This window comes from Streptomyces sp. NPDC001492 (assembly GCF_053597275.1).
The window spans coordinates 73,659-88,070 of the sequence record NZ_JBSFHW010000031.1 but is presented as its reverse complement, the minus strand read 5'-3'; the positions used below and the strand labels follow the sequence as shown (position 1 = coordinate 88,070).

The following is a 14,412-nucleotide window of genomic DNA, read 5'->3' as shown; positions in this document are numbered from 1 at the left end:
TCTTACTCGGACGCAATCGAACATGAGGCGCCCTGCCGGCCGCGCGGCGTTGGCACCCTGCAAGCGGGGACACGTAAGGCCGCGTTTCAAGCTGGCGGGCGCGCTGGGAGCTGTCAACTGCCGAACAACGTTAGGGAAGCACTCAATGGCCAGTTGACGCGTAGTCACAGCGGAGAGCCCTTGGCGGGGAGGGTCGCTCTGGTCAGTAGTCGACGTCGAGGTAGTCGAGGTCGGTGAAGTCCACCAGCAGGCCGTGGGCGCGTCGTCCGCGGTCTTTGAAGTAGATCTCCTGCAGTCCTTCGGCCACGATGTCCTGGAGTTGTTGCTCGGTGGCTCCGGCGGCGTGGGCGTCGAAGAGTCGTGCTGCGTAGGCCGGGGGCAGGCCTTGGGTGATGGGCCGCAGTCGCGGGTCGTCGGTGGTGCCGGGGGCGGCGGTGAATCCGAAGCGTGCCCGGGTGTCGATGACGATGCCGCCGGTCGTGGCGGCCTGTCGTTTCGCCCGGTCGCGGACTCGGGGCTGCCAGCGTTTGCGGACCTCGTCGGCGAGCCGTTGGGCGAGGTTGTGGCGGGGCTGCTTGAGCTGTCCCTTGACGTAGCGCTCGACGGTGCGCTGGGTGATACCCAGCAGGTCGGCGGCGGCCTTGGTGCCTTTGGTCTGTTTGACCAGGTACTGCATCTGCTTCTGGGCCGACTTCGGGATGGAGCGGGTGAAGTGTGCGGCGTCGGCCTTGTCGAGGCTGTCGGCGATGATGCCCATCGGGACCTATTCCCCCTCGTCCTGTCCGGAGACGCTGCCGGTCTTGATGTGCCGGGCGATGTTCACGCCTGGGCCGTACTCCTCGAGCAGGCCTTCGGCCCACAGCACGCTCTGGGTGCCCTCGTGTTTGACCATCCCGGGTGAGACGCCGAGCCGGAAGCTGCCGGGCAGGGGCTTGCCGTCTTGGTAGGGCAGGAAGTCGAGTGGGCTGGGTCCGTCGGAGGGGTATACGGCGCAGTCGGAGAGGATCGCGACCGGGTACAGGTCCGCGTGGGTGGCGAGCTTGAGCATCTTGCGGTGCATGTTGACGCGCGCGTTGGCGATGACCGCGGCGCGGATGTCGGGGCGCCAGGTCGGGCGGGCGAGCGCGGGCCAGGGCTCGCCCGGCCGCCAGCCGCCGCTGCGGGCCCGCTCGCGCAGTTTGCCGAGGCCGCCCTTGACGGTGGCCTTGATGGCGCTGAGGACGGCGGCGAGGACGGGGTCGGTGTGCTGGTGTCCGGCCATCGCGGCCAGGAACTGCTTCTCGGGCATGCCGGGGGTAATGCCGAGGTCGGCCATCGTGGCGATGTAGGCGTCGCGCAGGCGGGTGTACCAGGCGTCCAGGTAGGGGCCGTGTTCGTAGCGGAGATAGGCCTCAAGAGGGGTGACGGTGTAGCCGAGTTCGACTGCGTAGGCGACGGTCGGGGTGGCGTACCAGGCCGGACCGGTGGGGCGTTCGCCGTGCGGGGTGAACGGGCTGGGCAGGCGCTCGTCGAAGGTGATGTGGGAGAGGTCGACCAGCCAGGAGCCGGGCAGTTTCGCGTCGAAGGCCGGGCGGTGGACGTGGACGGGGGCGGACAAGCCGACGGTCAGCCGGTTGGCGGCCGCGGCGAAGGCCATGTTGACGTCGATGCCGACGACGTAGGGCTTGGTGCACTCGGCGTCGGTCAGCGGCCGGGACCACTGGTAGGCCTCTTCGTCCAGCACCTGGTCGGGGGTGCGCTGGTGGAAGCGCGGATAGAGGGCGGCGACAACGGGGTGGCCGTCGGGGGCCTCCGGCGGCGCGCACTCGACCGGCTCGGTCAGCGAGCCTGGCATCGGGCCGGAGACCCAGCTGCCGGTGGCCGGGTCCTTCACCGCGCGGGTGGGCGGGCGCAGCGCGGTCATCAGTTCCAGGCCGGTGACGGCGGTGGAACCACATGGGGTGAGCACGCGGGTGGCGTAGGTGCCGAGCAGGCGGGCGAGTTCGGCCGGTGGCAGCTGGTCTGCCGTCCCCCAGGAGCGGGTGTCGAGCGCGCCCCAGGGCAGGACGGCGAACTGCACGCACTGGCGGCGTGCGCCGTCGGCCGTGCGATAGACCCTGGCCCAGGGGCCGAACCCGCGCTTCGTCAGCTTCCACCGGGCCTTGGTGAGTTGCTTGAGTGCCTGGTGGTCGTCCGGCAGGCGTAGGCCGCGCCGGTCCTCCAACTCGGTTGGCAGACCGAGGCGTTGGACGGCGGAGGCGGTCAGCACGATCAGCGGGTCGGCATCCTTGCCCGAGCGGTGCAGGCGTGCAGCGCCCAACTTCGCCTCGCCCAGCACCCAGTTGATCAGCGACGGGAGGTCGGTAAGCGGGCTTTCGAGCACCAGGCCGTCGGCGCAGTACGCCGTACCGTCGCCGTCAACGACGGCGAGTGGCCCATGAGTAAAGCGTGCGTCCGCCGGGGGCCCGGCCGCCGTCTTCTGGGCTGTCGCCCGGCGTGCTGTCACCGGCGGCCGGACCGGGGTCGCCGCATCTGCCGGGGGCGCGACGGGCGATGTGGGGGCTTGCGGCTGCGAGATGACAGATGGGCCGACGCCAGGTCGGGGTGTCGAGTCGGAGGGCGACTCTGGGGCCGGGAAGCGGGCAGCGAGACCGTCAAGGAGGCGGATGTAGGCGGCCCGGGTGGGAGGGCGTGGTTCGGTGCGGCCCGCTTCCCAGCCGGTGACCGTCTCGCGTCGCACATTCAGCGCTTTCGCGACCTGGTCTTGGCTCAAGCCCGCGGCTTCGCGCAGCCGTTTGCGTTCAGCGGGGACTGGCAGGGATTCCGCTGCCGCCTGCTCCAGCAGGGCGTCGACGGACGCGAAAAGCCCACTCTGCTCGTTGGACACAAGAGCCACCTCCATTCCCCACCCTACCCGAAACGAACATTGGATCGCACACAAAACACACATGGCGCACCCAAGGCTGGATAGCCATCGGTATGACTCGCAGTGGCACTTGGCCACTCGCGATGATGGTTGGCCAGTGCGGGGCGCCTTCGCCATGGACCCCTGAGTCGAATCCACTTGATGCCACCGGGGTCGATGGCGCACTGTTCAGGTGACGTTGAACGAGGGGAGCCAAAGGGAGTGGCTCGTGCCTCTCGGTGGCGGGTCGACGCGGAACATTTCGGTGATGGGGGTGTTGTGGCCGGGCGATTACTGAGGCGGGTGCGCCTGCTGGCCCTGGCCGCCTTGTTCCTGGTGGGCTCCATAGTGGTGTCCCTGGGCCTTGAGGGTGGCAGTGGCATCCTGCTGCACGTCACGCAGAACATCTGGCTGGCGCTGCTCGTGTATCCCGTGCTCTATCTCCTGGCGTTCCTTCTCCTCGCGCTGATAGTGCCGCACATGGAGGAGTTTGAGGGCTGGTCCAAGGCCTGGGTCATCATGGCGATGATCGTGGTGCCCATCGCTGCTCTGGTAGTGACGTACCAGACCTCCTCGGGCCTGGACCAGCGGACGCTGCACGCCCGCGGCCGGGAAGAGCGGGCGACGGTGACCGACGTGTACTGGGTCGACCAGGGTGCCGATCCGCCAGCTCACGCCGCGCAGCTGGCCGATCCGTCGGGACAGCCGTTGCCAGGCACGGTGTCCGGGGACGGCCTGAAAACCGGCCAGACCGTCACCGTCACGGTGGATCCCCGGGGGGAGGTCCCAGTACTGCTGGGCACTCCTTCGACAGGTTCAGGGAATTTCCGGTCCGCGGGCATCGCCGCGGGCGTCGAGATCCTGTTCCTTGCATGGGCGGCCTACCGGGGTGCTGCAGACCGGCTGGCCACGAAGACGACCGACAAGCCGAAGCCAACGCAGGGACCCGACGACGTTCGGACATGACGTACCTGCGGCGACCGCCCCAAGGTTCCTCAGCTCCTGCCCGAACCGCTGCCGAGAGCCGCAGTCGGCAAAATACGGACCGGTGTCGGCGTCACGGCCGTACCGGGGGGCGTCGGGATTCATCCCGGTGTCGAACTGCAGGGACTGGCCGGGTGTGCCGCGGACACGCATCGGGGCGCGTCGTCACACGACCGTTTCGAGGGCACGGTGGGCCTCCCCCTCTTTCGAGGCGTCGCGAGAGGGCCAACACAACGGCTTTGGTGCCCGTAACTGGAAGGGAGTGTCGGCTGTTTGTCCGGCATGGAAGACGATCTCCTCGATGCCGACTACGCCATGCCGGCGCTGACCGAGCCGCGTCTGATGCTGTTCACGTTGTCGGAGGCGCATGAACTGCTGGATGTACTGCATCATTTCAGCGCCGCAGGTGATGACTGGGCTACCCAAGCCGGGCGCTTCGCGGCGGAGTTGGCGGCGCGTGTCCCATCACGCGAGGCATAAGCGCACCCGTTCAAAACACCTGCGCGCCTGTCCCGCCGGAGAGACAGTTGAGTCGTCTTGGGCACGCCATATCGCCCTGTCGCCTCGCGTGCGGAGGTGAAGCAGAGAATCTGGCGAGAGCTGTTGGTCTGGATATCCCAACCTCGTCCCGCAGCACGGCAGTGGGCCGGGGTGAATCCTCGCCAACGCCATCCGTGAACGACTCGGCATGATCGGCCATTCGCAGCTCTAGTCGCCGAATCCCGGGCAGGTCAACTCACCCAGTTCACTCTCGAGCCTGTCGAGTGTGCCTCCGAACCGCTGGTGCTCGGTGCCTGCGGCAACCAGGAACAGCGTCTTGTCCACGAACCGCTTCAACTGGGCATGCGAAGCAGACAGCAGCGCCTTTCCTTCTGGCGAGCTCAGCTGAATGAAGGTGCGGCGTTCCGCATGCCGTGTCGGCGGATCGGGCGGAGTCCACACGGTGACGTCGCCTTCTCCCCCGCTGTGCTGCAGTCCTTCGACAAGCAGGTCACGTGCGAAACACCACACCACCTCGTCACCCGGATCTCCGCGGTAGAAGACGGCCTCGACCGCGTAGGGATCACCGGATCGGTAGGTCACCCGGACCGGCACCTCCGCCTGCTTTCCGCCCTTCTTCTGATGCACGATCATGGGCATCACTGCGTGTTCGATCGCTCCGTCGTCGACGTGCTCGCTCCACATCAACTCCGGCCATGTCTCAGCCGGTTCCCGACGCCAGCGGGTGCAGGCTGCGCTCAATCCATGACCTGCGAAATACACCAGGATCGGGTCGCGGGACTGGCTGGTGTTTACGGCCTTGTCCTGGCGCCAGCACGAGTCCCTGTATCCGTCGGGCAACTCATCGTCAGCCCGCAGGGGCCAGGCCTCCCCGCGGGGCATCAGATCACGCCAGTGGCGGGTACCCGCACAAGGCAATGGCGGTGGCAGGTAGCGACCGTAGGTATGAAGGTCTACTGGCCCCGGGGGGAAACCGTACAGTCTCGACAGCACATCGCTCGATGGCAGCGCGAGCAGATGGCCATACTCTGCTCCCCGCCATACCGGTTGCTGCGGCCAACTCGGGAATGGTTCCCAAGCAGGCCGAAGCTGACTCGTGGTGTGCGAGCAGCAGTCCAGGAGCACCAGCCTTCTCTGAGGGGCCTCTTGGCGTGATTCGGGCCATGGCAGAAGGGCAGGTGCCGTCGGTGCGGCATGTCCGAGAGACAGCAGGTCGGTCATCTGCGCCGGCCGGAGGACGCGCCGAGGAGTTTGAGAGGCTGGCGGGTTGTCCCGCCCATACAACGGCAGGCCGGCATAGGGAGTGCAGAACGTATTCCGGCTGAAGGATCCCAGCAGCAACGCACCACAGCGGGAACCACCGCCGCCCACGGGCCAAGGAGTCGGTTCCACGTCACCCATGCTGAAGCTGGCCCACGGCTCCCATGCGAGGTGGCCACAGTCCTGGAGTGCACGCTGCCACGCCTTCTGACGCCACGTCGGCGAAGCTGCAGAGCATGCCGTAGGCCGCGGATCAGCGAGCTCACTCAGCAGCAGGCTTCGCAGCAGAGCGGTCTTGCCCGAGCTGGCCTGGCCCACCAGCACCACCATGATCGACTCGCGCAACTTGCGCAGGGCGTCGTCGAAGTGGGTCGACAGGCGCCCGTGGAAGTTTCCTGGGGCGCAGTCGGCCTCCTTCGATGTCGGCGGGGTGGCTTCGCGCCGGGCGGGGCGGGCCGCCGCCTGGGACAGGCGGCGGCGGATGTCGGCGGGGATGGGTTCGGTCTCGGCGACGACGTGCGGGGCGCCCAGGCTGGAGGCGTTGAGCAGGGCGTCGAAGTCGTCGTCCTCGGTCGCAGCGAAGTTGTCAGTGGCGTCCTTGCGGACGATCATCGTGCTCCCCCTTCTCCGAGTTCGGGCTGACGCAGGTAGGTGTCGCGGATCCTGACGCGGGTGCGGCTGGTGCGGCGTTCCAGGGCCTTTTCCGTCAGGCCGACCCGCTCGGCGGCCTCGGCCTGGGAGTAACCCATGGCCCGCCAGCCCAGTGCTTCACGGACCTGGGGGTCGGTGATGTGGGGCAGGATCCGGGCGAGTTCGTCGTTTATGGCCGCGGCGTAGTAGGGATCGGTGGCCCGCTGGTCGGGGATGTCGCGCTGCGGCTCGTCGCCGACGCCGTGGCCGGGGCCGGTGTCCAGCTCAGCTTGCCCCATCTGGCGGCCGCGGAACCATGCGATATAGGCGGGGCGGAAGGCGCGGATGGCTGCCCCGACGGCGTAGGTGGTGAGGCTGGCTCCGCCGTGCGGGTTCCAGCCGCCTTGGATCAGGCCGCGCTCGCGGAAGAGCTCCATGCCCCCGATGACGGCTTCGGTGGCGACCTGATGGCGGTCGTCCTGGCTCCACGTGGTGGTGATCATGTCGGAGGCCACGGGGCGGCCCGCCAGGCGCGAGCGGCGGAAGACTTCGCCGTTGCCGGTCCACTTGACCATGGTGCGCCAGCTGTAGCTCCACCAGCCGGCGGCGGCCTTCTCGTAGCGGGGGCCTTCGAAGTCGTCGCCGCGCAGGATGTCGACGAGGCGCTGGTCTGCCTCGAGGCGCGCCGCCCGTGCTGGGGCGCTCTCCCGTACCCGCGTGCCGAGTGCCAGGTCGGCCTCCAGGCTCAGCAGTCCGGCTGAACTGAGTTCCGTCTGCTCGGGGTTGTCGGCTGGCAAGTCGCCGTCGGGAGCGAATTCCTCCCTGAATTCTTCCGGCACATTCGCTCCCTCGCATCACCACGGCCTCGGTGGGCCAACGGACCTGATGCTCAGGTCCTAGGCGGCCGCCGGGCGTCTCCCCCCGCCTCCTGGTGAAGAAATCCCCCCGACTGGCACGTGATTCACGTCACACGGGGGGAGGTGGCGGGGCAGCCGCTACAGCATCAACGACCGCGTCGCTCCGATGCGGCGGTTTCCCTTTGTTTCCATGGGAGTTGATGTGAACAGCCAGAATCCTCAGCCGCTGCTTGGCCTGCGCACGGCGATCATCCTGCTGCTGGGCGTGCTGACCGCGCTCGGCGCGGGCGTCCTGACCGTGCTGGCTGGCGGGAGTGCTGCCAGCGGCGTCCTCGCCGGGGGTGCCGCCTTCGCGGCGGCGGTGCTTTTCTTCCACACGATCATCGCCTGAACCCGACCGGGGGGCTTTGGCGGGTCCGGGACTGTGGTCCCGCCCGGGTCCGCCAAAGCCCCCCGCACACAGACGGCGGTTGCCCGCCGCCCAACGCCCCACCTTTGGCCGTCGGGGCGGTCCCCGTGCTTCGTGGCCAGGAGTGGGCCGAGACACCCGGTTCCTGCAGTTGGCTGCGGGCGTCCTCCAGCGCCTGGCGGGCGCGGTACAGGTGCACCCGTGCCGTCGCGATCTGGATGCCCATCTCCTTCGCGGCATCTCCCAGCGGCTGTCTGGCAACCTCGCAGCGGCTCATCACTTCTCGCTGTTTGTGGCTGAGGGGCACGATGCGTTCCAGCACGGTGCGGTAGGCGCCGCGCGTATCCATCCAGGACGCCAAGTCCACCTCTGTCGCAACCTGATCGTGATCGTGCTCGTCGAATCCGATCGCGCCGGTCTCCTTCTCCTGGCGTCGCGGCACCACAGAAGATCACGGTCACTCCATTGCCCTGGTGCGCATACTGATGCATCGACCTCATAGACAAAGGTCTTGGAGGACTGGCCGCGGCAGGAGTACAGGCCCACGCCCCAGGTCGAGGTGATCGGCAACCTGCTTCTGATCCCAAGTGATCGTGAAGCACGACCAGCCGGTTCAAGCGCCGGGCTCGTTGATGCGTGTTCTACCGCCCGCCTGGCTCTCCATGTCTACGGTCACTCGGCTGCCAGCTCCGCAAACTCCGTGAGTCGGCGCAGGTCCGGGAGGACAGTCGAACGGTAGCCGGTCTCCAGCAGGCGCTCATTGCGTAGTTCACGCAGTGCCTTGTGGATCGTGGGCTCGGCAGTGCCGACCATTGTGGCCAGCTCTGACTGTGTCAGCCGGAGGCGGATCACTATTCCGGAAGGCGTGGGAGATCCATACGACGCGGCGAGGTCCACCAACAGCCGGGCCAAGCGCACCTTCGCCGGGTAGCTGAGGAAGTTCAACCGCTGTTGGTTCGCGAAGCGCAGCCGGTTGCTAGCCATGGCAGTCAGGGCAGCCGCGACCTCAGGGCGGCGCATCAACAGCTCCCGCAGCACGCCTGGGTGCAACGCACGGGCGGTCATCGGGCCACAGGCGGTGACCGTCGCTGAGCGTGGCGCCCCGTCCAGAGCCGCCATCTCTCCAACCGTGTCCCCAGCAGCCGTGAAGGCGATGAGCAAGGGATCACCGTTCTCCGCGCGGGCTGTGACCTTGGCGATACCGGACACCAGCAGAAGGGAATGGCGGTCAGTCGCCCCCTCCCTCAGGAGCACATCGCCCTTATCGAACCGGACCTGCGTACCCAGGCCGAGCAGTTCTTGTCGCGCCGGTGGTGTCAGCGTTCCGAGCAGGCTGCGTGGGGGCCACGGCTGGGAAGACTGCTCGTGCGCTTGGGTCGTCTGGTTGTCGGAGCCGGTGAGGACGAAAGCAGGACTTTCCAAGAGTTCCGGCATGTCTTCCGCGTCCGCGGCAGGTGGTACGGTGCGCCGATCAGGGGACTGACGTGCCGGTGTCGACTGGGGGAGGATCGGACGGTCGGTGCCCCGGAGATCATCAGGAACGTCAGGCGCGAGCATGCTCTCGGCGAGCCGAGCTGCGCTGCGCAGCTCGTCGGGGATTTCGCCTTCGGTGCGGAAACCCATGTCATCAAGCAGCTGGATAAGTTCGCGGGCGGACTGCCGAGCCCCATCCAGGTCATCACCATGATGTGCGATCTGATTGCGCAGCTTGATGATCCTGCGCACGGTGCCGGACCGGCTGAGTGGGGTGCGTTCGCGCAGGCGTCGGGCGGCCGGGCTACCCAGGGACGACCTCTCCAGCAATGCCTCGAAGTCATCGTCCTTGTGGTTGGCCATGCTGGTCACCTTCTTCCCTGTCCCAGTCCCGCTTCTCCTTGGTCCGCCATCGGTGGATCAAGCCTTCGATCACGCGGACCGATGCTGCACTCAAGGCCTGGCGGATTTCCTCCTGCGAATAGTCGTCGATGGTCAGAGCCACGGCCGCCCGAGTCCGTGCGTCCTTGATGCGGCTCAGGCACTCTTGCACCTCCATTTTGCCTAGGACTTCATCGGCGGCGCTGACCTGGCTGATGGGAGCCTCGTAGCGCTCTTGCAGGCGTTGCAAGGCGAGGCGGTGCCGTTCCTCGCCGGTCTGCCACCGACGGAACTCGTTGGGGAAGTCGTAGGCGCAGGCTCCGACGAAGTAGGTGGTGATACTCGCGCCGCCGGCAGAGGTCCAGCCGCCTTCGATGAACGCTCGCTGTCTGAAGCGGGGCAGGGCGGTCGCTACGGTCATGATCGCTAGCTCCTCCCGCAGGTCGCCGTCCGAAACCAGTTTTTCCAGTTCGCACTCGCGGGGGTGGAGGCCGAAGCCGCGGTCGGCAAGCAGAGTGAAGATGAACCCGGAGTACATCCAACCCCGCAGAACCGAAATGCCGTAGCGGACCAGCTCGTCCACGAACCGCTCGTATAGCGTCCCCGCGAAGCCATCCCGGGCAAGCACGGCGAAGAGCTGCTCGTCGGCATCGATCCTGTCCTGCAGCTGCTCGGCCTCGCGGCGGTCGCCCCCATTCAGCTGGGAGTGGCCGTCTTCGGACACGGGAGCACCCAAGAGGTCGGGCTGTAAGTCGCGAGCACGCGCGGCCGCTGACTGCCCGCCCGCCTCGTCGCCCTCCATACCTCTCCCCTCCGGTCGTCCGGCCGTCCGGTCGCCTTTCTTGTAAGTGCGCCACTCCGGGACACCCCACGGATCTTCTCAAGATTTTCCGGAGGCCATGTGAGCCCCGAATCAATCCGTGGGGTGCAGGGCTGGGCGCGACGTAGAAGCGGGCATCCGACACACCAACACCATGGAGCAGCACGTGAGTTCAGCGCCCTCTCCTACGCCACCGAATCAACCCGAGCTGGTACAGCAAGGCCCGTTCATGACGCAGCACACTGCCATCATCCTCTTGGCAGCGTTCGTCATCGGTCTGGTCGTCGGCGGCCTCACGTTCCTCAGTGGCAATCCGACCGCCAGTGCCGTTCTCGCCGGCCTCCTCAGTGCCGGAGGCAGCGTGCCCGTCCTGCGCACCCTCATCGGCTGATATGCGCCACGTGCCAGGCCGGGCTCCACCACAGCGACATGCGCACATCCGCCCAGGGAGGGGCCACAGGCTGGCATTAACGCTCTGAGGCGGCCCCACTTTTCCGGTCCGAACTGGCCCCACTGTCGGGGCGTACGGGAGTGTTCGGGGGTTGTTCCGGCTTGAGTTGGCCCCGCCCGGTGGGCCGGACTGAGACGCTCAGTGCGGGCCGCCGTGAGGGGGCGATGCCGGGTGGCGTCCACGAAGGAAGAGTTGTTCCTGCTGATCCGGCGGGATTCGTGGCGGGAGGGTCTGTCGGTTCGTGCGCTGGCGCGCAAGTACCGGGTACACCGGCGGCTGGTGCGGGAGGCGCTGTCGTCGAGTGCGCCTGCTCCGCGGCGGACGCCGCGGCGGCATTCACCGCGGCTGGAGCCGTTCAAGAAGACGATCGACCAGTGGCTGCTGGACGATCTGGACGCGCCGCCGAAGCAGCGGCACACCGTCAAGCGGATCCTGACCCGGATCAGCAGGAACTCGGGGCCGACATCGCCTATTCGACGGTGTGGGACTACGTGAGCCGGCGTCGTCAGGAGATAGTGGAGGCGGCCGGAGCGGCGCCCTCGGCGGGATTTGTGATCCGGCACAACCAGCCGGGCATGGATGCCGAGGTCGACTTCGGTGAGGCATGGGTCGATCTGGCCGGCGAGCGCACCAAGTGCTACGTGTTCGCATTCCGGCTGGCCTACTCCGGCAAGGCGGTGCACCGCATCACGGCTTCCTGCGGCCAGGAGGCATTCCTTGAAGGACACGTCCACGCGTTTCGCACGCTGGGCGGGGTTCCGGGCGGCCAGATCCGCTATGACAACCTCTCCCCGGCCGTGTCGAGGGTGATCCGCAAGAGCCGGTCGCGAGAGGAGCATCCGCGGTGGAGGGACTTTCGCCAGCGGTTCGGCATCACGCCGTTCTACTGCGAGCCGGGGCTTCGCGGCGCCCATGAGAAGGGAGGCGTGGAGGGTCAGGTCGGTTACTGGCGCCGCAATTACCTGACCCCGGTGCCGCGGGTCGACTCCCTTGAAGAGCTCAACGCCCGCTTCGCGGAGTTCGAGAGGGCGGAGAAGGCCCGGCGGATCGGGATGCGGATCCGCACCATCGGCCAGGACTTCGCCCAGGAGGCCCCGCTGCTGCTTCCGTTGCCCGAGGAAGGGTTCGAGACCGGCATCGCGTTCACCCCGCGAGTCGACCGTTACGGCATGGTCGCGGTCCGCGTTTGCCGCTACTCGGTGCCCGTCCGGTTCATCGGCCGCAAAGTCCACGTGATGCTGCGATCCAGCGAGGTGGTGGTCTTCCACGGCCGCACCGAGATCGCCCGCCATCCCAGGTTGACGACGAAGGGCGCCGAACGGCTCGTGCTGGACCACTTCCTGGAAGTGCTGCTGGCCAAGCCGGGCGCGCTGGCCGGCTCCGAGGCCCTGGACCAGGCCCGTCGCGAGGGCACCTTCACCCCGGTTCACGAGGCGTTCTGGTCCGCGGCCAAGCATGGCCTGGGCGAGAGCGAGGGGACCAAGGCCCTGGTTCACGTCCTGCTGCTGCACCGCCACCTGCAGCACCGCGACGTGGTCGCCGGGATCCGAGCCGCCCTCGCGATCAGTGTCTGCACCGCGGACGTGGTCGCAGTGGAGGCACGCAAGGCCGCCGAGGCCGAGGGCCGCTCGCCGACCGTCACCGCGACCACACCGCTGCCCGAGCCGGTCACGCCGCCCGACCTGCAGCTGCCCAGCCTGACCGAACGCCGGGCCACCCGGCTGCCCACGGACCAGCGTCCCCTGCCCGCCCTCGACCGCTGGGACCAACTGCTGCACCGTCCTGGAAGGGAAGCGCCATGACAGGCCCGCACCACACCCTGACCGAACCCGCCTCCGACGCCGCGATCGACACCGCCTGCCGGGTGCTGCGGCTGCCGACCATGCGGGCCCAGTTCGCCGACACCGTCGCCCGTGCCGAACGCGAGCACCTGTCCTACCGCGGTTTCCTTGCCGAACTGCTGATGGCCGAGTGCGAGGACCGCGACCGCCGCCGGTCAGAACGGCGCATCCGCGCGGCCGGCTTTCCGCGCCAGAAGTGGCTGTCCGACTTCGACTACACCGCGAACGCGAACGTCACCCCCGCTCTGATCAACAACCTTGCGACCTGCGAATGGGTCAAGAAGGGCGAGCCGCTCTGTCTGATCGGCGACTCCGGCACCGGCAAGTCCCACCTGCTGATCGGCCTGGGAGCGGCCGCCGCGATGGCCGGCTTCCGGGTCCGTTACGTGCTTGCCGCGAAACTCGTCAACGAGCTGGTCGAGGCAGCCGACGACAAGCAGCTGACCAAGACCATCGCCCGCTACGGACGCGTCGACCTGCTCTGCATCGATGAACTCGGTTACCTCGAACTCGACCGTCGAGGAGCCGAGATGCTGTTTCAGGTTCTGACCGAACGCGAGGAGAAAAACAGCGTGGCCATCGCCTCGAACGAGTCGTTCGGAGGCTGGACGAAGACCTTCACCGACCCACGGCTCTGCGCGGCCATCGTCGACCGCCTCACCTTCAACGGCACGATCATCGAGACCGGCACCGAGTCCTACCGCCTTGCCCGGACCAAAGCCAAACAGCAAGGTTCAGATAAGTGATCCACCGTCATGTCCGGCGCATCCTCAACTGCCGTTCGACGAAGCTGCCGCAGCACGCAGAGCTGCCGAAGCCGATCCCACGATCGCCTCGCCGTGGCCGAAGCAGGCCACTTCCGCATCCAGTCGGCTCAAGGCCCGCAAGGATTCCAGTGCACGAGAGCGGTCGGTGTTGAACACGCCGACCATGGTCTTGCCGCCCACGTTCGCTGCAGCATCGCCCAGGAAGAGCACCCCGAAGGCAGGGAGATGAAACGCAGTGCTGCCCGGAGTATGACCCGGCGCAGCCACGACACGAGCCCCGCCACCGAAGGGAAGCACATCTTGATCACCCACCTCATGGTCCACCGGCACCGGCGGTGCCGGTGGCAGCTTCGGCTTGCTCTCGAACAAGGCACGTTCCCAGTCCGGAGCATCCGTGAAGACCGGCGACGGAGCCGGTGACTCCCCACGGATCACCCCGGCGTCCAAACGGTGCGCGAACACCTCGACCCCACCCCACTCGGCGATCTCGGCAGCACCGCCAGCATGGTCCTCATGAAAGTGGGTGAGCACGACACGCCGCAGGTCACCGGGCTTCGAGCCTATGCTCACGATGGCATCGGCGACTGCCCGACCGGCCCCCGCAACCCCAGAGTCGATCAACGTGAGCCCGTCCGCGTCACGCCACAGATACGCCTGCCCGACCTCGAAACGGAGCATATGCAGCTCCGGCAACAGCTCAACGATCTCCATAGGGACAACCTAGGCACCGTCGAAGCCGTGCACTCGCCGCTTCGCCTTCAGCAGATAGCAACGTGCCCGGTCACAAGCTCCGTTGGCAACCACCAACTGGGGCCAGCCCGGTCCGGAACCCGGGGCCAGTCCAAGCCGGAACTTCACCCCTCCAGCCCTGGACCTGGGGCCAGTTCGGACCGGAAAAGTGGGGCCGCCTCAGAGCGTTAATGCCACACAGGCGGCGCCAGCTCCGAGATCGGTCATCGCGATCCAGTCGAATCCGACTTGCACCGCAGGCATGTGGCGCTACCGTCGGGCGCTGAGAGCGCCGGCCCCGCCCGCTCAGTCCCGGAGGAGCAGCACCGTCCGCTCGGGGTATTCCTCGTGCAGGTAGTGCCGATGCCGGGCCAGTGATCCAGGCTCGTGCAAGGTGCTCCTCCCATTCGGCGACCTCGGCCGAC

12 protein-coding genes and 1 pseudogene are annotated in these 14,412 nt (G+C 67.5%); 6 read left to right on the top strand and 7 right to left on the bottom strand.

The genetic code is table 11. The annotated features are described in order from the left end of the window. Nucleotides 1-202: 202 nt before the first annotated feature. Nucleotides 203-757: a telomere-protecting terminal protein Tpg gene (gene tpg, locus ACWC1K_RS33095; RefSeq protein WP_450836614.1), complete on the bottom strand. Its 555-nt coding sequence runs from the start codon at nucleotides 755-757 to the stop codon at nucleotides 203-205. Nucleotides 758-763: 6 nt separating this feature from the next. After that, on the bottom strand, nucleotides 764-2,881 hold the full coding sequence (gene tap / locus ACWC1K_RS33090; protein ID WP_450836613.1) for a telomere-associated protein Tap: 2,118 nt from the start codon (nucleotides 2,879-2,881) through the stop codon (nucleotides 764-766). Between the two features lie 306 nt (nucleotides 2,882-3,187). On the opposite strand from tap, the gene ACWC1K_RS33085 reads away from it, so the two are divergent. Both ACWC1K_RS33085 and ACWC1K_RS33080 read left to right on the top strand, forming a co-directional pair. Continuing rightward, nucleotides 3,188-3,850 carry a hypothetical protein gene (locus ACWC1K_RS33085; protein ID WP_450836612.1) on the top strand — a complete coding sequence of 221 codons (663 nt, stop codon included), beginning with the start codon at nucleotides 3,188-3,190 and terminating at the stop codon, nucleotides 3,848-3,850. A 300-nt stretch (nucleotides 3,851-4,150) separates the two neighbouring features. Beyond that, complete coding sequence (locus ACWC1K_RS33080; RefSeq protein ID WP_450836639.1) at nucleotides 4,151-4,348, top strand: hypothetical protein; 198 nt, start codon at nucleotides 4,151-4,153, stop codon at nucleotides 4,346-4,348. A gap of 228 nt (nucleotides 4,349-4,576) precedes the next feature. Here ACWC1K_RS33080 and ACWC1K_RS33075 read toward each other — a convergent pair whose 3' ends face one another. Both ACWC1K_RS33075 and ACWC1K_RS33070 read right to left on the bottom strand, forming a co-directional pair. Further along, nucleotides 4,577-6,241 (bottom strand): SsgA family sporulation/cell division regulator, encoded by a 1,665-nt coding sequence (locus ACWC1K_RS33075; protein ID WP_450836611.1) that lies wholly within the window; start codon nucleotides 6,239-6,241, stop codon nucleotides 4,577-4,579. Continuing rightward, entirely contained in the window at nucleotides 6,238-7,098 is an 861-nt protein-coding gene (locus ACWC1K_RS33070; protein ID WP_450836610.1) for an RNA polymerase sigma factor, read from the bottom strand. Before ACWC1K_RS33070 ends, ACWC1K_RS33075 begins: the two co-directional genes overlap by 4 nt. 220 nt (nucleotides 7,099-7,318) lie before the next feature. Between ACWC1K_RS33070 and ACWC1K_RS33065 the strand changes: the two genes are divergently transcribed. Continuing rightward, nucleotides 7,319-7,507: a hypothetical protein gene (locus tag ACWC1K_RS33065; RefSeq protein ID WP_450836609.1), complete on the top strand. Its 189-nt coding sequence runs from the start codon at nucleotides 7,319-7,321 to the stop codon at nucleotides 7,505-7,507. 690 nt (nucleotides 7,508-8,197) lie between these two features. On the opposite strand, the gene ACWC1K_RS33060 is transcribed toward ACWC1K_RS33065, so the two are convergent. Both ACWC1K_RS33060 and ACWC1K_RS33055 read right to left on the bottom strand, forming a co-directional pair. Next, the gene (locus ACWC1K_RS33060) at nucleotides 8,198-9,361 is read right to left on the bottom strand and encodes a Crp/Fnr family transcriptional regulator (protein WP_450836608.1); all 1,164 of its coding nucleotides are present in this window, start codon (nucleotides 9,359-9,361) and stop codon (nucleotides 8,198-8,200) included. Further along, nucleotides 9,339-10,181 carry a hypothetical protein gene (locus tag ACWC1K_RS33055; protein ID WP_450836607.1) on the bottom strand — a complete coding sequence of 281 codons (843 nt, stop codon included), beginning with the start codon at nucleotides 10,179-10,181 and terminating at the stop codon, nucleotides 9,339-9,341. Before ACWC1K_RS33055 ends, ACWC1K_RS33060 begins: the two co-directional genes overlap by 23 nt. A gap of 247 nt (nucleotides 10,182-10,428) precedes the next feature. Here ACWC1K_RS33055 and ACWC1K_RS33050 point away from each other — a divergent pair, with 247 nt between their 5' ends. From ACWC1K_RS33050 to istB, 3 genes and pseudogenes are all read left to right on the top strand, one after another. Next, entirely contained in the window at nucleotides 10,429-10,590 is a 162-nt protein-coding gene (locus tag ACWC1K_RS33050) for a hypothetical protein (protein ID WP_450836606.1), read from the top strand. A gap of 231 nt (nucleotides 10,591-10,821) precedes the next feature. Next, nucleotides 10,822-12,452 (top strand): annotated as a pseudogene (gene istA, locus ACWC1K_RS33045) (IS21 family transposase). After that, nucleotides 12,449-13,237, top strand: a complete 789-nt coding sequence (gene istB / locus ACWC1K_RS33040; RefSeq protein WP_450711037.1) for an IS21-like element helper ATPase IstB — start codon at nucleotides 12,449-12,451, stop codon at nucleotides 13,235-13,237. Before istA ends, istB begins: the two are co-directional and overlap by 4 nt. 24 nt (nucleotides 13,238-13,261) lie before the next feature. Here the strand turns inward: istB and ACWC1K_RS33035 are convergent, their stop codons facing one another. Next, nucleotides 13,262-13,969 carry an MBL fold metallo-hydrolase gene (locus ACWC1K_RS33035; protein WP_450836605.1) on the bottom strand — a complete coding sequence of 236 codons (708 nt, stop codon included), beginning with the start codon at nucleotides 13,967-13,969 and terminating at the stop codon, nucleotides 13,262-13,264. Nucleotides 13,970-14,412 lie beyond the last annotated feature (443 nt).